Here is a 22006-nt window from a genome sequence, read left to right on the forward strand (position 1 = left end):
AGTAAATCCTTTCTTAGATAAAATGTAATGGTTCATTATCGATTGCTACGAACAAGCCTTGCCGCTGTTCCTTTTGGCTTCCATCCAAAATCTCCTTCAATACCCGCGACAATCCGGGCTCCTGTTTATATTTGAGTATCAGCTGGTAATAGTATCTGTTTTTCACTCGTAAGATCGTACTAGGTGTTGGTCCAAGCAGCAAGCTTTGCGGACTCAATGCCTGTTTCAGCTGATTGGCGATTTGAAAGATTTTCTTAGCTGCCACCTGCTCTTCTGCATGGCTTGCTGTGATTTTTACTGTAAAGTAATAAGGCGGATAGCCTCCGCGATGCCGAACATGCATTTCCTGCTGATAAAAGCGTTCATAATCTTGCTCTTTAGCCAGTTCGATCGCATAATGCTGTGGATTGAATGTCTGGATCACGACTTCCCCTGTTTTCTCTGCGCGCCCGGCTCTACCTGATACTTGCGTCAGCAGCTGGAACGTGTGCTCGCTCGAACGAAAATCTGGCAGATTCAGTGAGGTATCTGCGTTCAGTACACCAACTAATGTGACGTCTGGAAAATCGAGACCTTTCGCAATCATCTGTGTACCTAGTAAAATATCAGCTTCTTTTGCTCCGAACTTCTGCAAAATCCGCTCATGCGCCCCTTTTCGTCGTGTCGTGTCCACATCCATCCGCAAGATCCTTGCTTCTGGATACAGTTCCTGCAATTCTTCTTCTACTTTTTGCGTACCAGTACCGTAATAACGGATCTTGTTCCCTCCGCAATTCGGACAGCGATTAGGGATCGGTTCTTCATGCCCGCAATAATGACAGCGCATGGACCGAGTATCCATGTGGAGCGTCAACGAAATATCGCAATTCGGACACGGCAGGACAAATCCGCAGTCACGACACATCACAAAGGAAGAATATCCTCGCCGATTCAGCAGTAAAACGATTTGTTCCTGCTTGTCCAGACGGTCTTGTATTTTTTCTTGCAGAAGGGTCGAAAAAGTGGAAGTGTGATGCTTCTGGAATTCTTCCCGCATATCGACGACTTCGATGGTTGGCAGTTCTGCCGAAGCTTTTGCTCGTTTGCTCAAGCTCAATAATTCATAGACGCCTTTTTGGGCACGTGCTCGCGATTCTAAAGAAGGCGTAGCACTTCCAAGGACCACTGGACAGTGATGATAGCCGCTTCGCCAAATCGCTAAGTCTCGTGCATGGTAACGTGGTGTTTCATCTTGCTTGTAACTTGATTCATGCTCTTCATCGATAATAATCAGACCGATGTTCTCTAAAGGAGCGAAAATCGCAGAGCGAGCACCGACGACGACTTGTGCTTCACCGCGTTCGATCTTGCGCCATTCATCGTATTTTTCTCCTTGTGACAAGCCACTGTGGAGAACAGCGACTGACTCACCGAATCGTCCTTTGAAACGCTCCACCATCTGTGGCGTCAGTGCGATCTCCGGAACAAGCATGATCGCTGTCTTGTTGTCTGAAAGCACCTCTGCGATCGATTGGAGGTACACTTCGGTTTTCCCGCTGCCTGTGATGCCTTCTAATAAAAAAGTCTGATTCTCGGCCTGACGACAAGCTTCGATGATCCGATCAACAGCGACTTGCTGCTCGTTATTGAGCTGTAAGGCAGTGGTTTGATCGAATGCTCGATCCTGATAAGGGTCTCGATAGCTTTCGACTTCTTCGAAACGAAGCCAGCCTTTTTCTTTTCCTTGGTTCAAGACAGCTGTACTGATTCCCTTTTCTTTAAAATACGCGATTGGTTCATCTTTTTCCAGCTCTGACAAACATAACAACAAATCTTTTTGTTTCTTTGCGTTTTGTCGCAATTTTGCCCATTCTGATTCGATCTTCTGCTCATTTAAAAGAGGGTGAACCATACGAATCGTTTTTACTTTGTTTTTCGTATGTACTTCATATTTGATATCTACAAGTTTTTTCTGACGCCAACGGACTAGCTGGGAAAGGATCTCCTGTTCTTCTGCTTCTTTCCAGGAAATCGTCTCGCGTCCACGAAATACTGCTTGTATCTCCGGCGTATCTTCCAAAGGGTAGATGAGTTTGTCATATTCTGCTTTCATCACACTAGGAAGCATTGTCTGTAAACAGGTTATTTTATAGGCATACGTGATCGTCTTCATGTAATCTGCCAGCAGCAGCAATTCTTGATTGACCACCGGTGCCAGATCAAGGACACGGATCACTGACTTCAGCTGTTGTCGGTTCGGTTCAACCGATGCTAAAGCCATCACAAAACCCTGGACATGACGGTCTCCTTTGCCAAAAGGAACTTCCACTCGCATCCCTACTTGAAGGACGGCTTCCATTTCAGAAGGAACCAGATAAGTGAATGGTTGGTCGGTTTGCATTGTGGGGACATCCACAATGACTTCAGCTGTTGATGCCATGGTCCTCTTCCTCCTTTATGATTGTTCATTTTATACGTATAGACAAAAAGACCTTTGCCTATTTTACTAGAGATCCGTCTATTTGTCTTACTTTCTGCCGAATCCTAACAAAAAATTAACGCCATATAAGAAAAAAAGGAGTTGTGCCGCTGTGGCGCAACTCTCTTTGAATCAATCCCAGATCACAGCTTTTGTTCATCACGGATACGTGATTCTAATTCTTGCTGTTCGCGCTCTTTTTGCGCTTGGCGTTCTTCGTCTTCCATTCTTAAACGTTCCCGCTTTAGTTCAGGATGAGGATCATTTACTACGTTTCCTGCATCGATTTCTTCCAATGCTTGTCCAACGCTTTTTACTGATTCAAAAGTATCCATCGTAGGCTGTGCATTTGCATCTAATTCATGCGCACGTTTGCTAGCTAGGATCACTAGAGAATATTTTGAATTGACACGATCTAATAATGAGTCGATTGAAGGTTTTAACATCATAAGACTACATCTCCTTTAACATTTTTATATATTTTCCGATGACACGGTCTACTCGAAAATGTTCGCTCGCAATGATATCTTTGATTCGTTCCACTGCTAGCGGTACTTCGTCGTTTACAACAGCGTAGTCATAAAGAGCCATCATTTCGATTTCTTCTTTTGCTACTTTCATCCGTTCCTCGATTACTTCGTCCGCATCTGTCCCGCGGCCTACGATCCGAGATTTCAACTCTGCTAAATCAGGCGGGGTCAAAAAGATGAACACTCCATCAGGCACTTTTTCTTTGACTTGTTTTGCCCCTTGGACCTCGATCTCCAAAAAGACATCTTTTCCTTCGTCCAATGTTTGATTTACATAAGATAAAGGTGTTCCGTAATAATTTCCTACATATTCTGCGTATTCCAGCATTTCGCCGGCTTCGATCATTTCTTCAAATTCTTCTTTGCTTCTGAAGAAATAATCCACACCTTCTACTTCTCCTTCACGCATTTTTCGGGTAGTCATCGAGATCGAATACTGAAAATCATTATCCTCACTCTCAAAAATTGCTTTTCGCACTGTGCCTTTTCCTACACCGGATGGACCAGACAACACGATTAATAATCCACGCTCTGACATGACGACGTCCTTTCAACTAGTCTTTTTATACTTATCGTTTATTTTGCACTTTTTTTCTGCAACTTTCAAGGTTAACTTTATTATAGACAGTATTTGGGAAAAAAGCTAGCCTGTATAAAAGAGGTTGTGACAGTGCCGTTCAGCTTTGAGGGATAAGAAAAATTTTGGGAAAATGGCTTCTCACATTTTTGCATAAATTTGACTTATCTCCGAAAAGCTGGCACTGGAACACCGTGTATGAGGTTGTGAAAGCAGCGCTTTGACCTGAGTATTAGAGAGGAAAAATGGAAAATAGTTGCCCATATTTTGCATTTTTATGAACTAATATCGAAGGTCAGCTACTTGAACACCGTGAATCAGAGGTTGTGATCCTGCCGCTTAACTCTGAGGCACAAGGAACAATTTCAAAAAACAGCTTCTCATGTTTGATGAATATTGTGACTTGTGCCCGAGGAGTTGGTAGGAGAACACCGTGTATGAGGTTGTGAAAAAGCTGTCCTGCATCAAGTAATAAGAACAGCCAAACAAAAATAGCTCTTCATATTTTTCGTTTGGTTGGGCTTATTACCGCAGATGCAAGCTTTTGAACACCGTTTATCAGAGGTCGTGAAAGAGACGTTCAGCCTTGAGCGATAAGAAGCGATTTTGAAAAATAGCTCCCCATATTTTACAAAATCGTGCCTTATTGCCGATAGGCTGTCTCCTTGAACACCGTTTAGTAGAGAGGTTGTGACAACTGCGTTCTGCTTTGAGGGCCAAGTAGGTACGTTGCATCATCGAATCACTGATGTTCTTCGTGATTTAACGCAATAAGAAAATTTTTGGGAAAATGGCTTCTCACATTTTTGCATAAATTAGGCTTATCGTCGAAAAGAAACGCGCTGATTCCAAAGCAAAAGGCTGGGGATAACCCCAGCCTGCTGATGTTCATATTTTCGACTCGCACTCTTTTTTAAAAACCCATATTGGATAGTGTATTGACTACACCCATGATCTCGTCTTTTCTCGATTGTGCTTTTTCAGTAGGATCTTCTACTTCTTCTGTATCTATTCGAACGATAAACTTTCGATTCATCGTGACATATGTGCCATCATTGATCAAAATAAATAATTCGTTCTCTGTGAAACCTGCACAGGCATCTTGCCAGACGTCAAATCCTTCTTTTTCGGAAGGTACTGTTCGTTTGACTACTGTTTTCCCGCTCAATTCATGAAATGTCACATCATAATACTTCATATTTCTCGCCTCTTTTATTCGATATTTTGGACTTGTTCCCGGATTTTTTCCAAGATCGTTTTTGATTGTACTACTTGCGTTTTGATTTCGATTGCATTGGATTTAGACCCGATCGTATTGATCTCTCGATTCATCTCTTGGATAAGAAAATCAAGTTCTCTTCCCACAGGATATTCTGCCGCGATCAGCTCATCCAGCTTCTGGATATGGATCGCTAGCCGATCCAACTCTTCATGGATATCGCCTCGTTCCAGCAAAATAGCCAATTCTGTCAAAAGACGCTGTTCGTCTACTTTCGCACCCAGAAATTCTTCTAATTTCTTCTGATATTTCAATTGAAATTCCTGTTCATAAAGTTCGATGAAACTATTTAGCTTTGTCAAAACGCTTTTGAATTCCTCGGCGTTTTGCCGGATGACTGAAGCGAGTGCATCGCCTTCTTTTTTCCTGCTTGCTTCGATGGAATCAAGCGCTGCTTTCAGTGTTTCCATCGTTAATTCTATTAACTGTTCGTTGTTTTCATCTGCTTTTTCTTCGATGAATACAAAATCTTCTTTTACTGCCAGCCGTTCGATGAGGCGCCCGATCGATAGCTGATCTTGGCAACCGTACCGCTCTTTAAGACCTTCGGATAACTGGTCCGTCAATGAATCAATCAAAGCCCAGTCGATAACGACTTTTTTCTTATTGTCTCCGATAAGCGAAAAATTGACGAACACTTCAATTCTGCCTCGGCTCAGTTGCTGTTTGATTAACTGTCTCAGATCATTTTCAATGCCATTCAATACTTTCGGACTTCGTATCTGGATGTCTAAAAACCGTTGATTGACGCTTTTTATCTCAATATCAAGCTGATATTCTTCTGTTTCGCGGATGGCTTTGCCAAAACCAGTCATGCTTTTCATTCGACAGGGTCCTTTCTATCACATATTTTCGATTGCTTTTTGGAGCTGCTCAAATTCTTCGTTCGTCAAGGTCAGTCCTTTCCCCATTTTTTCATGGTCTGGTGCCCAGTCACGAAGATCGAACTTCGGCGGACGTCCATTCCAGCTGACAAGGTTCAGTTCCTTGCGCCAGCCCTTGTTGTTTTCGGACAAAACAGCGATTTCTTCTACGATCTCATATGAAAATTCTTGTGCCATACACGTTCCCCCTTAAGATAATATAAATATACGATCAGCAATGTGTCAAATGGCTGGGCGCGCAGTTGAGCCTGCAATGTTGCCCGGTCTTTTTTCCAGAAAGCATCAGCTAATAAAGATACTTTTTTCTGGACATTCTCTACTTGATGCTGGTACTTCAAGTATCTCCGCCACTCCTCCGCACTCAGCTGGCCAATCGCTGGCAAGACAGATTCGGGAATATCGAAGCTTTCTGTCTGACAGATCGACTCGACCATCTCATCGACTTTATACACTTTGTTCGGTAACAGGTACATTTTTTTTGCTAAAAGTTCCAGCATCGCCAATCCGCATGTTTCGATTTCGACCCTGTCTATATATAAGTTACGCATTTTTTTCCAAAATTTTACGTCATCTAGAAAAGATAATTCAATTTCTTCTGTTTTTAAATCCTCCAAAAATTTCCGCCAGTAGGTTTCAGCCTTCTGGACATCGTCGAAAGTATACCAGTTTCCCTGATAACAATGCAGTCTTTTTTTGGCTTCCAGATAACCCAATTCCATGTTCAACTGATTCCGCTGGCTGTCGAATACCAGAAAGCTTCCTAAAGTCCACAATGTTCGACAATCCCACTGGACAAACTGGTCTGGTCTTTGATATTTCTTTGGAAAGCCCAGGCCTTGGACATTGACGACAAATGCCTCTGTTGCCCCTTGCTGAATAGCTATGTCGATGGGAAGATCGTTTCGATAGCCGCCATCGATATATTTCGACTGGCTGATCTGGCGATAAGCCATCGCAGGATAAAACGAAGCAGAGGCAAGAAGCCAGTCAGCCATTTCTTCTGGCGATTTTTCCTGGATACAGGTAACGATTTCTGAAAGATCCGGCAGACGAGTAGATACTGTGAATAATCGTGGCGTCGTTATCTGCTTGATTTTCTCTGTATCCAGATATTCGTCCAGCAGTTTTTCTAAAGGATCCGTCGGTACACCTCGTTTGATGATCGCGGTCTTTGCCATCTGGCGGGTTTCTTGGAGGAAACGTTCACGAGGATCATCCGATAGGACACGACCTGGGAGTGAAAGAACCTGGCTCGTTGAAAGGCGTGACCACAAATCAGCAGCTTTTTCAAAATCTCCTTGTAAAACCAACGCCCCATTCAATGCGCCGACAGACGTTCCAGTGATGACTTCAAAGAAGATCCCCTGTTCCCTTAATGCTTTCCATACACCGATCTGATAAGCGCCATGAGCTCCTCCTCCACCTAATACAAGTGCTGTATGATAGGTCAAAGTCTTCGTCTGCTTTGCTATTCCTTCATACCCGTTTTTCTTAAAAATCAGCTGCCATTCCTCTGAAAGGCTGTCAGAAAATGAAAAAGCGCAGTTTTTTTTGAGGAAAAAACGTGCACAGCCTTCCAACAATTGAAAGAACGCTGACCAACTTGGAAAATCCCCGATCACAAGCAGATTCGTGAAGCAAGCGCAATCCTCATCCTTTTCCAGAGTGAAATATATCGTTATTTTTTTAGCAGCTGCTTTCCATGTCTGCTGCTTTTTTGCTGCTTTCCAAAAAGCATCCCGACTTTCCTGATGGCTTTTAAAAAACGGTAATAGCTGTCTGGCACGCTGGACTGCTGGATACATCGCATATTTCTCCGACGGATAGACTTGCAGGATTTCCATATTCTTCTCCTTTTTTCTTTAAGTATACCAGTCCGATCGAAAAAGGTCATGATGTACCTATCTTCCCTTATACATCTGATTTTCTATGGAAAACAAAAATTAAAATGAAAATTTTTAGTATTTTCAATGAAAACGTGACTCTGTAATGGAATTTTAAAATAAAAGAAACAAGCTTTTTTCTACTAAATGTTGTAAAATGAGAGTGATTAAGGAAGACATAAGGAGGAGCATGATGACTGAGTCAGTTTATGTACATATTGATACCACAAGTAATGCAGTTTTAACTAAAGGGCTGACTGCCAATGATTTTGCAGCCAGTATCGTGCATTTTCCTCAAAATCTGCTTTTGTTGGACCCAGCAGCTTCTGCCGGTGAATATGAAACACATACAGGGCTGAAGATCATCCGTGGCACGGAGAATATCCAGCGATTCTTTGCTTCTTCACGAAACAAGAACGGGTCGACCGATTTGAAATGGATCGACTTTTCCGATCTGACCATGCTGAAAGAACTGACTCCCTTAGAAATTTCAGAACTGTTATATTTCGGACATATGAAAACACATCTTCATTCACCGTTTTTTTACAAACTGCAAAACAATTTTGTCTACTTTGATTTGAGCGATCAGTTGAGCCGAATCTATTACCGTTATTTAGATGAGTTTTACCGCATATTCGCCAATAAACTGAGCTGGATCCTTTCAGAAAAGATCAACGAGAAAAAGTCTTTTTTCAGAAGAGAGATCCCCGTCGAAAAAATCAGTGTCGAATTATTAAAGAACATGCGCAATCTCATGCAAGAAGGCATCATCTTCTCATTCGATCAAGGCGGCTTGATCAACGGAGAATACCACATACCGATCTACGTGATTGAAGATTATATCTGGAAGCTTAAAGGAACTCGGTACCGTGAAGAAGAATCCATCGGTACGTTGATCTACCATTCTGGCAATCATCGCTGGGAATTGATCGGTGAAGCAGCTGACTTCAATTACAGTTCATTGAACATTTGAATAAATGAAGTAGAGGTTGTGACAGAAGTGGGCAGCTTCAAGAAATAAGCCGAAATTTACGAAAATTGCTTCTCAAATTTTCGTGGAATTTCGGCTTATTTTTCGGAGAAGTTACTTCTGGAACACCGTGTGAGGTTGTAAAAAAGCTGTCCTGCATCAAGCAGTAAGAACAATCAGATAAAAATAGCTTTCCATATTTTTCATCTGATTGGGCTTAGTGCCGTAGATGCAAGCTTTTGAACACCGTGAATCAGAGGTTGTGACAACTGCGTTCTGCTTTAAGGAATAAGGACACTGGACAGAAAATAGCTCCTCATATTTTCTTGTGCAGTGAACTTATTGCCGAGAAGCAGCAGGTGGAACACCGTTTATAGAGGTCGTGGAAAAGCTGTCCTGCATCAAGCAGTAAGAACAATCAGATAAAAATAGCGTTCCATATTTTTCATCTGATTGGGCTTAGTGCCGTAGATGCAAGCTTTTGAACACCGTGAATCAGAGGTCGTGACAACTGCGTTCTGCTTTAAGGAATAAGGACACTGGACAGAAAATAGCTTCCCATATTTTCTTGTGCAGTGAACTTATTGCCGAGAAGCAGCAGGTGGAACACCGTTTATAGAGGTCGTGAAAAAGCTGCTCTGCATCAAGTAATAAGAACAGCCAAACAAAAATAGCTCTTCATATTTTTCATCTGTTCATACTTAGTGCCGTAGATGCAAGCTTTTCGAATAGATAGCGTTCCGCAAACCTCAAAAAAGAAGGCGCTTACTCATAAACTAGTGTATACTGTGTTTGTCATCAAAAAGCCCAGGATTTCAAAAATACAGCTTACAGGAAAGGATTTCTTATGCCAATAGAGAAAGTTACAGATACTCAACGCACTACGGACAAGCAACAAAAAAAAGTATTCATTTTTGACATTACTTTCAGCTTTATCGCTACAGAAGGACTCCTGCAAACTCAATATCTAGAAAGAAAACTATCCAAGTTTTTTGAACAAGAACAGAAAAACATCACGGTTGAAGTGTATAATTCAAATCAGGTAGATAAAAAAGCAGCAGATGCTGATATCATCCTTTTAACTCCTTCCTTCGCATACGCAAAAGAAGAAATCGAGAAAAAGTTCCCGATGATTCCTGTTATCTTGATCACGAAGAAAGAATACGGGACTACAGACAGTCGTTCGTTGTCTCATAAAATCGAGAAACGTCTATAAGTGAGTAGCGAAACTCCAATTAACGAAACGATTGTACCGGTCTCCGAAAATCAGACTTTTTGGTCTATCTTTTGGGGGCCGGTATCTATTTGATATATTTTCAAAATCACAACTGATGGATATGATCTTTGCTTTCATTCCACAGTTCGTTTGGAGCATAGCGGTCATTTCCATTAAGTATGACCGTTCCATCTTCTGTTATATCTATAGATGCCCCTAAACCTGTCACATGAGGTGTTAACAGTACATTTTTTTCTTACCTTTTTTCATTGAATATGCTTCAGCATGTTCTTTGTTTAGGTGAGACTTCAAGTACCTTGTTTCCCCGTTATCGAATTCAATTTTTAAGATAGTACTCATCATTTCTACGTTTACTGCTTTAGGCATTTGATTGTTCATGCGCTTTTCCTCCCATATATTTATAATTATTTTCATCCTGATCAAAGTTGGCATTGATTCTGTCCCCATGCTTATTTGAATTTTTTTTAGCTATCCTCCACTTTCCGACTCAATAGAAACCGCTTTCTAAAATTCATCTTAACATACTAGGATCCAATGCTCCACATCATCTTTCGAAACGCATTGGAGTAGATGAAAAAAGAGGTCGTGACAACTGCGTTCTGCTTTAAGGAATAAGGACACTGGACAGAAAATAGCTTCCCATATTTTCTTGTGCAGTGAACTTATTGCCGAGAAGCAGCAGGTGGAACACCGTTTATAGAGGTCGTGGAAAAGCTGCCCGGCATCAAGTAATAAGAACAGCCAAACAAAAATAATTCTTCATATTTTTCATCTGTTCATTCTTAGTGCCGTAGATGCAACCTTTTGAACACCATTTATTCAAAAAAGGAGGGAGCTTTGACAAGTCTTTTGTCACAGCTCCCACAACTAATTATTTAAGTTCATATGTTCTATGGGCTTTTAATCATACTCAGTGAAAAGCCGCAACATCCGTTTTAATTTTTCCTTTTCTCCGGAACAAATAGTGCCGGCATCGTTTTTTGGATGATCAGTAGCACGATGATCGTCACCGCTCCCGTTGCGATACCGCTCGCTCCGTTCATTACAAGCGAGAATAGCCAAGGATTCATTCCCCACAAAGCATAGCTTCCCCAGAAAACGACTCCGGCGACAAAATGCCAAAAATACCTTGCGCCGGCTCCAGCTAATGCACCTGCAATGATGGCTTGTCTCATTTGTTTCGGTTCATCTTTTGCAAAACTTGATTGGACCTTTCCTGCAAACAGCCCGGCAAACCCAGCAAATGTAAAAGCGATCGGATATTCGATCAATACTTGTATCACACTCAAATAATAAACCTGCCCCGTTGGAAAGTGAAGGATCCCCCATATAAAGCCAGACATCACGCCTGCTTTCCACCCTCTCCTCAAAGCAAACAGTGTCAGTGGAATCTGACCTAATGAAATAGAAAAGCTACTTCCGATCTGAAGCGGGATAAACGACAAGACCATTGCTAATGCCGCAACGATCGTTCCTTCGACCCATACTCTGTTTTTTTCCATAAAAAAACTTCCCCCTTGATGTCTAATCACAAAGGAGGAAGCAGCATAGCTGAATTCCGCATACACGGTGAGACAAAAGCAGCGACTCCTGCTCATTGTCTCAAAACAGCCGACTGGAAACAAACTGTCCATTCACAATTCCTACGCTCGCATAACCGAAACAGGTACGAAGGGTTTAGAATCATCTTCAATCTCAGCCCGATTGGACTCCCCTTTGTGATCATATTTATTTGTTTTATTTGTTCTTACTTTACTTTTTTGTTTCAAACAAAGGACTTACTGGTTTGTTTTCGTGGATACGCTTGATGGCATCTCCCATCAACCCACCAACACTTACTTCATCGATCTTATCGATTTTGCGGTCGTCAGGAAGATAGATAGAATCTGTGACAACCAGACGTTCGATCGCTGAATCTTCAATTCTTTGTAATGCTGGACCAGATAACACTGGATGTGTACATGACGCGTAGACACTTGTTGCTCCTGCTTCTTTCAGTGCATTGGCAGCCAAAGTGATCGTTCCAGCTGTATCGATCATATCGTCGATCAACACACAAGTTTTGCCTTCGACTTGTCCGATGATATTCATTACCTCAGCCACGTTGGCTTTTGGACGTCGTTTATCGATGATGGCAATCGGTGATTTCAAGAATTCTGCCAATTTACGTGCGCGTGTCACACCGCCGTGGTCTGGTGAAACGACTACAACATCGTCGCCTTTGATCCCTTTTTCTAAGAAATAATTCGCGATCAGCGGCGCACCCATCAAGTGGTCAACTGGGATATCGAAAAAGCCTTGGATCTGTACAGCATGCAGATCAAGTGTCAGCATTCTCGTTGCTCCTGCTTTTTGGATCATGTTTGCAACTAATTTTGCAGTGATTGGTTCCCGTGCGCGTGCTTTACGGTCTTGGCGCGCATAGCCGTAATAAGGCATAACTACATTGATCGTTTTTGCGCTGGCACGTTTCAAAGCATCGATCATGATCAGCAATTCCATCAAGTTATCATTGACTGGGCTGCTAGTTGACTGGATGACATATACATGTGATCCGCGAATACTTTCTTCGATATTCACTTGGATTTCTCCGTCACTAAACTGAGTAACAGATGATTTGCCTAATTCAACACCGACTGCTGCTGCGATTTTTTCTGCTAATGGGCGATTTGAATTTAACGCAAAAATTTTTAATCTTGGGTCAAAGTAATGTTTTGACATGGGGACCTCCGCTTTCTTTTTCACAACTCTAGGATTCTACCTAATAAATAGTAGTCATATTTTTTAAATAAATCAAGGGTTTTTGCAAAAGTCTTAGTTTAGATAAGGGAGTTTTTTCGCATATCCTTCTTTATTTATCTGTCTCGCACGTGCAATTGCCAACGCATATTCGGGAATATCATCTGTGATCGTTGAACCTGCTGCGATCGAGCTGTTCTTCGCCACGTCGACTGGACCAATGAGATTTGTGCCTGATCCGATAAAACTGTGGTCGCCGATCGTCGTGTGGTGCTTGTTCTTGCCATCGTAATTGACAAAAACCACGCCGCAGCCGACATTGATCTCTTCGCCTAAAGTCGCATCACCGACATAAGTCAAGTGGCCGACTTTTGTCTTTTTGCCGATCTGAGCATTTTTCACTTCCACGAAATTACCGATATGGACGCCTTCTCCGATTTCTGCTTTTGGACGCAAGTGTGCGTAAGGCCCGACATCTGCATGTTTCTTGACATAGCTGTTTTCGATAACAGAACGCTCCACTACGACATGGTCTTCGATCGTACTGTCTACGATGCGTGAATGTGCACCGATAACACAGTCTGATCCGATCACAGTGTCTCCTTGTAACTGTACGCCTGCTTCGATCACGGTATCTGGACCGATCTCAACACCGGCATCGATGTAAGTCGTTGCAGAATCAATAAAGCTGACCCCATTGATCATGTGTCCTTCATTGATTCGCTGACGCATGATCTCATTGGCTTTTGCCAAAGCGATCCGGTCATTGACGCCCATTGATTCTTCGAAATCTTCTGTCTGGTAGGCAGCGACTGTCTTTCCGTCTTCTTTGAGGATCTCGATGATATCTGTCAGGTAATATTCGCCTTGCGCATTGTTCGTTCCCACTTTGCTTAGTGCCTCGAACAAGGCTTCATTATCAAAGCAGTAAGTGCCTGTATTGATTTCCTGTACCAATGCTTCTTCTGCCGTAGCGTCTTTTTGCTCAACGATTTTTTCAACGATCCCTACATGGTCACGCAAGATACGTCCGTAGCCTGTCGGATCTTCGGCTTGTGCGGTCAAAATGGTGGCACTGGCGTTTTTCCCTTGATGATATTCAAATAAATTGTTCAAAGTCTCTGTCGTCAGAAGTGGTGTATCTCCGCTGATGACTAATGTGGTCCCCGCTTTTCCTTCTAAGAAAGGAGCTGCTTGTAAAACAGCGTGTCCAGTTCCCAGCTGCTCTGCCTGCAAAGCATAGCTGCTGCGGTCACCTAATTGTGCCTTCACCTGCTCTGCGCCGTGTCCTATGATCGTAATGATCTCATCGGGATTCGTTTCACTTACCCGATTGATGATATGTTCCACCATTGGTTTTCCGGAAACCGGATGTAATACTTTATATAATTTGGACTTCATACGGGTTCCTTTTCCCGCTGCCAAAATAATTGCATAACGTGCGTCCAACTGCGTCACTCCTAATTATAATTTGTTGTTTTCAGTGTAGCCCACTATGCCTATTTTTTCAACTGAACTGACGATTTTTCTTGGCTATACCAATTATACCTCCATAAAAAAAGGGATCGTAACATTGGTTTGTCACAATCCCAGACCAGTCACTTTTGACCAATCAATGGCGCTCCAAGTGCCCTCTTCAGGAATGGATCACTTGTACGCAAAACTATTAAAAAGTATTTTTATCTTTGGTCATACTGCTTGATGCAGGACAGCTTTTTCACAACCTCTCCACTAAACGGTGTTCAAACAGCTTGCATCTTCGGCACTAAGCCCAAACAGACGAAAAACATGAAAAGCTATTTTTCTCTGTTTATTCTTACTGCTTGATGCAGAGCAGCTTTTTCACAACCTCTCCACTAAACGGTGTTCAAACAGCTGACCTTCGACATTAGTTCAGAAAAACGCAAAATATGGATAGCTATTTTTCATTTTTCTTCTCTAATGCTCAAGTCAAATCACTGTTTTCACAACCTCTTATTCCGAAAAATAATTTCCCGGCACAACTGTGATATTTTTCGTTTTCGTATCTACATCTTTCACATAAAGCAAAGAAGTGTAGTCATCGATTGCTCGATGGCCATTGAATTTGGATTCCGCAAAAACAGTGATCCCGACAAGCTCAGATTCAAATTCTTCGATCAAGCTCTTCATTCCGTTCACTGTTCCGCCGCCTTTCATGAAATCATCGACGACAAGTACACGGGAGCCACGTTTCAAACTTCTTTTTGACAGTTCCATTTTTTCGATTCTTTCTGACGAACCGGAGACATAATTGACACTGACAGTTGATCCTTCTGTTATTTTAGAATCTCGGCGTACGATAACGAATGGCGCGTTCAAATAATAAGAGACAGCTTGTGCAATCGGCACACCTTTAGTTGCCACAGTCATCACTGCATCGATTTTTTCGCCCAGATACTTAGAAGCGATGATGCGTCCTACTTGTCGAAGCAGTTCCGGTTCTCCAAGCAGATCAGATAAGTAAACGTATCCTCCTGGCAATAGACGATCCTGTTCAGACAAACGTTCAGCTAGCGACTCGATATACTTCTTTGCTTCTTCGTAGGAGATTTCCGGGATGAACAACACTCCTCCGGCAGCTCCTGGTATGGTCTCAAGTGTCCCATACCCTCTTTCTCTAAATGTTTTTTTGATGATCCCCAAATCTTCACTGATAGAAGATTTAGCAGATTCATAACGTTCGGCAAAGCTTGTTAATGAAATCAATTCATGCGGATGATCTAATAAATACTGAGTCATGTCAACAAGACGCTCACTGCGACGTACTTTCACCTATTTCAGCTCCTTTTAAGAAATTTTATCGTTTTACATTATATAAGTTTTTATTCAAAAATTCGAGCATTTTATGAAAAAATAAGAAAATAGTTCGGCATTTATCAAAAAAAAGAGAAAGCCTACAGACATTTTTCGTGTCCATCGACTTTCTTTTTTGCTTTTTTTAGTTATTTTTTCTTTTTACTGAGACAAAAATCCGTTTGATCAGATTCACGATCAGGAACAACGCGATAAATACTAAAGTAATCGTCGCACCTGGCGGAGTGTCCAGATAAAACGAACTCGTCAAGCCGGAAAGCATCCCTAAAAAACCGACAAAGATGCTGACAGCAATCACTACGTTGAAGCTTTTGCCTAAACGCATGCCGATCGCAGCAGGCAAGACCATGATCGCTGAAATCAGCAATGCTCCGGCAATCGGAATCATCACGGCGATCGCTACTCCTGTCACCACATTGAACAGCATCGACATCCAGTGTACTGGAAGACCATCGACATGTGCGGTATCTTCATCAAAGGTCATGACATACATCGGGCGTTTGAATAAAAAGAAGGAAATGCCGATGATTACGAACAAGATGCCTAGAAAAATCACTTGATCCCACGTGATCGTCACGATCGAACCGAATAAGTAAGACTGGATGCTTGTCGCAGAATTCCCGCCACTAAGGTTCATCAGCACTAATGCCAGAGCTAGCCCGCCCGCCATCAAAATCGCGATCGATATCTCTGAATAAGTTCGGTAGATCGTCCGTAGGTATTCCAAAATAACTGCGGCAAGTACTACAACCAACATCGTTGTCACTGTAGGATTGATGTTTAGAAAGAAGCCAAGTGCCACACCTGCCAAAGAGACATGAGAAAGCGTATCAGCCATCAAAGACTGACGTCGGATCACTAAAAACACGCCTAGCATAGGGGCGATCCCCGCAATAAAAATCGCTGCGAGAAAGGCTCGTCTCATGAATTCATATGAAAGCAGCGCCATTGAGAATCCTCCTTTCTCACCAAACGGATCTGTCTATCCGCATATTGTTTGATGTCTTCGTGATCATGCGTGATCATCAGCACAGATTTCCCATGGACATGCGCACTGTGTCGGAGGAGCCGATAAAACTCATTTCTCGATTCCTCATCCATTCCAGTCGTGGGTTCGTCTAAAACAAACAGATCCGGATCTGTTGCAAAAACACGAGCCAAACTGATCCGCTGTTTCTGACCGCCGGAAAGTTCGCCGATCCGTCGATTCCGCATATTCCACATACCGACTGCTTCCAGAGCTCGCTGGACATGTTCATGGTCTTTTTTCGACAAACGCTTGAACCATTTGCCGCGCGGGTAGCGCCCAGAACGGACCAATTCGATCACCGTACTGGGAAACCCTGCATTGAAGGAGGAAACTTGCTGCGGGATGTAGCCAATACTCAACTTTTTGCCTTCCTGGTTTTTCTCGGCTATTTTCACCGTTCCTTTTGAAGGCTTCAATAAACCTAAAGATGCTTTTACCAGCGTCGATTTCGCTGCACCGTTCTCTCCTGTTAAAATAACGAATTCCCCAGCATCCACATGGTAAGAAACATCTTCTAAGACAGGTTCTTCATCATAATAAAAAGTCAAGTCGGATATCTCTATATAATGCACCTTATGACCTCCGTTCTATCTATTAATTGATACTTTCTTTCAGTGCGTCCAGATTCTTTTCCATCACAGAGATATAATTCTCGCCATTTTTGATCTGTTCATTCGTCAGACTTTCTAATGGATTCAATACCTCTAGCTGCACACCTGTTTCACTTGATAATGTTTCGGCAACTTTCGAAGAAGCATTTTCTTCAAAGTAAATGACTTTGATATTGTTCTCCTTCACAAAATCTTTCAGTTCAGCCAATCTGCTTGGTGTTGGTTCTTGGTCTGGTGAGACACCGGAGATCGCAACTTGTTTCAAGTCATACTGATTGGCCATGTACGCAAATGCTGCATGCTGTGTGACGAATGTCCGATTTTTTGCATCTTTCAATTCACTTGAATATTTTTGATCCAGTGCTTCCAGTTTTTTGATATAGGCATCCGCATTTTTCGTAAATGTTTCTTTCTTGTCTGGATACTGTTCACCTAATTCTCTGGCGATCGTCTTCACTTCTTGGATCGCAAGGACAGGATCGAGCCAAACGTGCGGATCGTACTCGTGGTCATGATGCTCATCAGCTTCTTCGCTATGTTCTTCCTCGTGTTCTTCTTGAGATTCCAACCGTTTGATCCCTTTGGCTGCCTCGATCATCTTCGTTTTGTCAGTATCTATTGAATCTTTCAGTGAGTCAACGAAAAATTCCATGTCTGAACTATTATACACGAAAACATCAGCATCGGAAATCTCTGCTCTTTCTTTTGCACTTGGTTCAAAATCATGGGGCTCGGTACCAGCTGGGATCAAAAGTTCGACGTCCCCCTCGTCACCTACGATCTCTTTCGTAAAATCATACATTGGATAAAAAGTCGTTACGATTTTCAAGTCCTCGTTTTTCGAAGAATCTTGAGAAGTATTCCCGCAAGCTGCAAACAATAAAGTTCCCGCAGCTGCTACAGCTGCTAAAAGATATTTTTTCATTTCAGTCCAGTGCTCCTTTCTAAGCAAATCGTAATTTTACGATTTATCGACGTGAACTAATGTATCAGAATAAAAAAACGCCGTCAATAGAAAACCGTCAATTTCTGATTTAAACACCTATAAATCGATTAAATCGTAAAATAGATGAGTTTGCATTCATGTTTAGGTGCATCAAACGATCTTGTTTTTTCTGTTTTGACCAAGCCTCAAAAAAAGAGAAGGTACTGTGACAAAAATCTTGTCACAGCACCTTTTTTCCGAATGAACGATGTTCCAGAAGTAGCTTCTTCGAAAAATAAGTCGGAATTCCACAAAAATTTGAGAAGCATTTTTCGTAAATCCCTTCTTATTTTCTTGAAGCTGTTCACTTCTGTCACAACCTCTAAACGTATTATGCTACTTTTTATAACGTTCGTACTAAATAAACTTCATCGCAGAACCCTTTTAATCCATTATAAACTCTCTGCGCTCTCGAATAGTGTTGACATAAGGCAAATACAGTCGGACCGCTTCCGCTCATCAAGGCGGCGTCAGCACCATACCTGATCATCCGCTCTTTGATCTGCTGGATGATCGGATGTCTCTTTCCTGTCACGTCTTCTAAACTATTCCCCATTTTTCCGATCATCTTTTGATAATCTTGTTCCTTGATCGCTTCGACAAGCCCAGCGATATCATGGTGACGGATGCTTTGCGTATCGACTTCTCGAAAGACTGTGCGTGTAGAGACACTCATTCTTGGTTTCACAAGTACTACCCAGCACTGGGGCATCGGCGGAAGCACATGGATGTCTTCTCCTTTTCCACCAATAAACGCTGTATTCCCATAGACACAGTATGGGACATCTGTTCCTACTTCAAGTCCGATCTCTGCTAATTCCTCAAGCGAACAGCCTAATCGCCACAACTGGTTGATCCCTCTCAAAGCAGCTGCACAATCTGTACTTCCCCCGCCGAGTCCAGCAGCTACAGGGATATTTTTTTTCACAAAAATCTTGACACCTTTTTTTATCTGATATTTATTTTTCAGCAATAACGCTGCTTGATAGACATTATTGCGCTGATCTACTGGTAAAAATGCTTTGTTTGTTTCTACGATGATCTGGTCTTCAGGTATTTCTTCAAAGAACAAGTGATCTGCTAAATCCACGCTCGACATAACCATCTCTAGCTCATGGTATCCATCGGGTCGCTTATATAATACATCTAGCCCTAAGTTTATCTTAGCTGGCGCTTTTTCAATCAATTCCATCCTCTCACCCATTCGAAAAGTCTAAGTCGAAAGTATTCTATCATAGGGGAAAATAAAAGTATAGCTTACTCCTAATCAATTCTACCATCACTCCGTTGTCAAACGATCGGTCAATAAATGCAAGATCAGGACTGTCCTTTCTCCTGACCTATGATTTCCACGAAAAGCAGCAGCTGTCAAAAAGCTACTTCCTTACAATTCCGTCAATACTTCTTCTGCTAAACTTGGGTTTTTCCCTTTTCCCTTTCCTATCAAAATAAAAAGTTGGAAGGTCGCAAAAACGAAACTGCTTCCCTTCATGTAGGCAAAATAGCGCCCTTCCCATCGTGTCACATATTTTACTTTTTCTTCATAAGCCGATTGGAAGGAATAAAAGAAATTGCCATAGCTGTAAATGATGTGCATGACTTTTTCCTCAAAGAAAGAAAAATCTGTCTCTCCTACATTTGCCAACGGTGCTAAACCGAGATTTGCTTCATGATACCCTTTTTTCTGATAAGTAACAAATAGATTTGCCAATAAATAATCCGCTAGTTCTCTCGGCTGATCAGGAAGTATACGCAAAAGGTCATAGCCGATTTGTTCATCGTCGATCGGTTGTGAAGTGATGAAACCAACGATCTGCTGTTCTTTTCGCACGACACCAACGCCGCTAGACAATACATACGCCTCATCGAAACGTCCTACGGAAAAATGTTTTTCCCGAGCACCTTGCAGCCATTTTTTCGAGACATCGCTGATGGAATGGAACAGCTCTTCCGGCAGTTTCTCATACCATGTGAAATGGTACCCTTCATTTTCTAGACGCTGATGCTCTAGCTTCTGATTCGCCCAAGGCAGCGTTTCAGCTATCAGATCGACAAGACCAGCCTCGCCGACTTTGGTGAAATGGAAACCGACTTCATGCAAGAGGACGACATATTTTTCCGATACTTTGTAAAAAGCAAGCTGGTATCATAAACAATCCGCTCTTTTCATGAAGGCATTCGTTGCAGCACGGACCATCTGAGGATTGCCAATCGGATCGCCCAAAACAAAACATTTGTTTCCTTTGATCTGGTAGCCGAAAACCACTTGGTCTTGATCATTTTCTTTGTAATAAAAATAACTATATCCCGACAATTGGAGATAATGACTGGCTGGCGTACCGCCAAATTTGTTCAGCAACTTCTCAAACCGTTCCTTCTCAAAGTCTTGCCCTAACTGTTCTGTGTTATCCGCAAGGTACTGATAAAGAGCGACTAAAGCCAGTAAAGAGATCCCTAGTCCGATCAAGCCCGAAAACCAGACATCATCTGATGGGAACAGCACGAATCGGCTAGCTGTCACTGTCCCTTTCCACAAACTGCCGTTATGATAGCCTGCGATGGCATACACAATGAATAAAAAACCAAAGAGACAGGCATCAAATAGCATCGCTCCCCAGGAATAAACGAATTTTTTCCGATAAAATTCCTTACGCGACAGCCACACAGCTAGCAAGATCAAAATATAGACGAGGATCAGCTGCCAGGAAAGCGTTCGACTGATCGTGTTTAAGATACCGAATGACAGTACGGCAATCGTCGGCAGGAATGCTTTTTTCACTTTTACCGAAAGTGCCCTAGCTAGCCCAAGAAGCAGGAAGCCGACTAACAGGTTCAGTGTCTGGTCCAGAAAATTGAATGAAAAAGGTAAAAGAATCTGGAACAAACGACTGACCGCCGACAAATTCGTGATCGTGGATAACAACACCATCATGATACCGGCAAAATAGACAGCTGTCACCAAGATGACATGAGCCACTTTCTGGAAAAACAGCCGTGGAATGTTATCAAGAAATCGATTGACCTTCACACCTGTATGAGTGAGGAACAAAACGATCCCTGTAAGAAACGGCACGACATAGTAAAACAGCCGATAGTACAGCAGCCAGACAACGGCGATATCCTGTGGAACAGACAACTGGCTCATCCCTAAGATCATCAAGACATCGAAAGTCCCCATCCCACCAGGCACCATCGTCAGCATACCGATCAGTGTAGCGATGATGAACATCGGGTAGATTGAAAGAAATGAGATATCGATAGCCATCAAACGACCAATCAGCAAGAAAACAGCGAGTGCCCCTGTCCATTGTCCGAATGAGGCAACTAGCAGACCGACCAAGCCTTTGGGATAAAATTCTGAGAATAGCGTTTTTCTTTTCAGATAAGCAAAAAAGAAGATCACAGGCGCTACGAAGCTCCCGCCAAGCAGCCAGATCCAATAGCTTCTAAAAATGCTTTCTGACTGGATGAAAAACACGTCGATAAATGTCACCAGTGACCAGACGGACAATCCAGTCAGCATGAACAAAGCGACTTTTGAAACAGTGGCTAAGACCATCTTCCGGTTCGTTTCTTTTCCGTAAAAGCTTGCTCGGAGACTAGCGCCCACCACACCGCCGAATCCGGCTAAATTATTGATGGTGTTAGTGACCCAGGCAGCAAGGAAAAAATCCTGCCGCTTGATCTTAGGTTTCCCTTGTTTTTCTAACACTCGGATCGTCACCCAATCGTACAAAAGCATCGGCACTACACCTAAGAGACCAATTAGGATCATCAGCAGGATCGTTAGATGGCTCTGCTGGTTCATGGTTTGCCAGATGGCTTGCCAGCTCATTCCATGAGCAATATTTGCGACTTGATTCGCAACAAAGACTAAAACCGAGCCAAAGAAAATCAGCTTTAAAATCAGGCTGTGGTTTTTCATCCATTGAAGTATCAAGTGGATTTTATTTTTCACATTTTCCCCTTCCCCACATTTAAACTTTCC

General features: G+C 42.4%; 19 protein-coding genes, 1 pseudogene and 1 riboswitch. Of the genes and pseudogenes, 3 read left to right on the plus strand and 17 right to left on the minus strand.

What is annotated here, in order from left to right; genetic code table 11:
- Positions 1–13: 13 nt before the first annotated feature.
- The 7 genes from priA to G7Y42_RS04805 all read right to left on the minus strand — a co-directional run bounded on the left by priA (position 14) and on the right by G7Y42_RS04805 (position 7572).
- Positions 14–2419, minus strand: a complete 2406-nt coding sequence (gene priA, locus G7Y42_RS04775; RefSeq protein WP_165005223.1) for a primosomal protein N' — start codon at positions 2417–2419, stop codon at positions 14–16.
- 182 nt (positions 2420–2601) lie between these two features.
- Positions 2602–2907: a DNA-directed RNA polymerase subunit omega gene (gene rpoZ / locus G7Y42_RS04780; RefSeq protein ID WP_165005222.1), complete on the minus strand. Its 306-nt coding sequence runs from the start codon at positions 2905–2907 to the stop codon at positions 2602–2604.
- A 4-nt stretch (positions 2908–2911) separates the two neighbouring features.
- Positions 2912–3526, minus strand: coding sequence for a guanylate kinase (gene gmk / locus G7Y42_RS04785; protein WP_165005221.1), 615 nt, complete (start codon positions 3524–3526; stop codon positions 2912–2914).
- Positions 3527–4478: 952 nt separating this feature from the next.
- A complete protein-coding gene (locus G7Y42_RS04790) occupies positions 4479–4763 on the minus strand; it encodes a hypothetical protein (RefSeq protein ID WP_165005220.1) in 285 nt (94 codons plus the stop codon).
- 14 nt (positions 4764–4777) lie between these two features.
- Positions 4778–5668 (minus strand): YicC/YloC family endoribonuclease, encoded by an 891-nt coding sequence (locus G7Y42_RS04795; RefSeq protein ID WP_165005219.1) that lies wholly within the window; start codon positions 5666–5668, stop codon positions 4778–4780.
- Between the two features lie 18 nt (positions 5669–5686).
- Positions 5687–5905: a YdbC family protein gene (locus G7Y42_RS04800; protein ID WP_002293064.1), complete on the minus strand. Its 219-nt coding sequence runs from the start codon at positions 5903–5905 to the stop codon at positions 5687–5689.
- Entirely contained in the window at positions 5875–7572 is a 1698-nt protein-coding gene (locus G7Y42_RS04805) for a patatin-like phospholipase family protein (protein ID WP_165005218.1), read from the minus strand. The genes G7Y42_RS04800 and G7Y42_RS04805 overlap by 31 nt, the downstream gene beginning before the upstream one ends.
- 232 nt (positions 7573–7804) lie before the next feature.
- Here G7Y42_RS04805 and G7Y42_RS04810 point away from each other — a divergent pair, with 232 nt between their 5' ends.
- Positions 7805–8584 (plus strand): hypothetical protein, encoded by a 780-nt coding sequence (locus G7Y42_RS04810; protein WP_165005217.1) that lies wholly within the window; start codon positions 7805–7807, stop codon positions 8582–8584.
- Between the two features lie 844 nt (positions 8585–9428).
- Positions 9429–9797, plus strand: a complete 369-nt coding sequence (locus tag G7Y42_RS04815; protein WP_165005216.1) for a hypothetical protein — start codon at positions 9429–9431, stop codon at positions 9795–9797.
- Between the two features lie 237 nt (positions 9798–10034).
- Here G7Y42_RS04815 and G7Y42_RS14960 read toward each other — a convergent pair whose 3' ends face one another.
- The 4 genes from G7Y42_RS14960 to glmU form a co-directional block, all read right to left on the minus strand.
- Positions 10035–10196: a hypothetical protein gene (locus tag G7Y42_RS14960; protein ID WP_241161908.1), complete on the minus strand. Its 162-nt coding sequence runs from the start codon at positions 10194–10196 to the stop codon at positions 10035–10037.
- Positions 10197–10753: 557 nt separating this feature from the next.
- Complete coding sequence (thiT, locus tag G7Y42_RS04825) at positions 10754–11320, minus strand: energy-coupled thiamine transporter ThiT (RefSeq protein WP_165005215.1); 567 nt, start codon at positions 11318–11320, stop codon at positions 10754–10756.
- A gap of 121 nt (positions 11321–11441) precedes the next feature.
- A riboswitch (TPP riboswitch) is annotated at positions 11442–11544 on the minus strand.
- 26 nt (positions 11545–11570) lie between these two features.
- On the minus strand, positions 11571–12539 hold the full coding sequence (locus G7Y42_RS04830; protein WP_165005214.1) for a ribose-phosphate diphosphokinase: 969 nt from the start codon (positions 12537–12539) through the stop codon (positions 11571–11573).
- Positions 12540–12632: 93 nt separating this feature from the next.
- The gene (gene glmU / locus G7Y42_RS04835; protein ID WP_165005213.1) at positions 12633–14006 is read right to left on the minus strand and encodes a bifunctional UDP-N-acetylglucosamine diphosphorylase/glucosamine-1-phosphate N-acetyltransferase GlmU; all 1374 of its coding nucleotides are present in this window, start codon (positions 14004–14006) and stop codon (positions 12633–12635) included.
- A 46-nt stretch (positions 14007–14052) separates the two neighbouring features.
- On the opposite strand from glmU, the gene G7Y42_RS04840 reads away from it, so the two are divergent.
- Positions 14053–14259 carry a hypothetical protein gene (locus G7Y42_RS04840; RefSeq protein ID WP_165005212.1) on the plus strand — a complete coding sequence of 69 codons (207 nt, stop codon included), beginning with the start codon at positions 14053–14055 and terminating at the stop codon, positions 14257–14259.
- 272 nt (positions 14260–14531) lie between these two features.
- On the opposite strand, the gene purR is transcribed toward G7Y42_RS04840, so the two are convergent.
- From purR to mprF, 6 genes and pseudogenes are all read right to left on the minus strand, one after another.
- On the minus strand, positions 14532–15350 hold the full coding sequence (gene purR, locus G7Y42_RS04845; protein WP_165005211.1) for a pur operon repressor: 819 nt from the start codon (positions 15348–15350) through the stop codon (positions 14532–14534).
- A gap of 166 nt (positions 15351–15516) precedes the next feature.
- On the minus strand, positions 15517–16341 hold the full coding sequence (locus tag G7Y42_RS04850; RefSeq protein ID WP_165005210.1) for a metal ABC transporter permease: 825 nt from the start codon (positions 16339–16341) through the stop codon (positions 15517–15519).
- Entirely contained in the window at positions 16314–16994 is a 681-nt protein-coding gene (locus tag G7Y42_RS04855; protein WP_165005209.1) for a metal ABC transporter ATP-binding protein, read from the minus strand. The genes G7Y42_RS04850 and G7Y42_RS04855 overlap by 28 nt, the downstream gene beginning before the upstream one ends.
- A gap of 22 nt (positions 16995–17016) precedes the next feature.
- Positions 17017–17958, minus strand: a complete 942-nt coding sequence (locus G7Y42_RS04860; RefSeq protein WP_165005208.1) for a metal ABC transporter substrate-binding protein — start codon at positions 17956–17958, stop codon at positions 17017–17019.
- Positions 17959–18361: 403 nt separating this feature from the next.
- The gene (gene ispE / locus G7Y42_RS04865; RefSeq protein WP_165005207.1) at positions 18362–19210 is read right to left on the minus strand and encodes a 4-(cytidine 5'-diphospho)-2-C-methyl-D-erythritol kinase; all 849 of its coding nucleotides are present in this window, start codon (positions 19208–19210) and stop codon (positions 18362–18364) included.
- Between the two features lie 192 nt (positions 19211–19402).
- A pseudogene (gene mprF, locus G7Y42_RS04870) lies at positions 19403–21976 on the minus strand (bifunctional lysylphosphatidylglycerol flippase/synthetase MprF).
- Positions 21977–22006 lie beyond the last annotated feature (30 nt).

It is taken from the genome of Enterococcus sp. ZJ1622, from assembly GCF_011038845.1.
In the GTDB taxonomy this organism is placed as follows: Bacteria; Bacillota; Bacilli; order Lactobacillales; family Enterococcaceae; genus Enterococcus_B.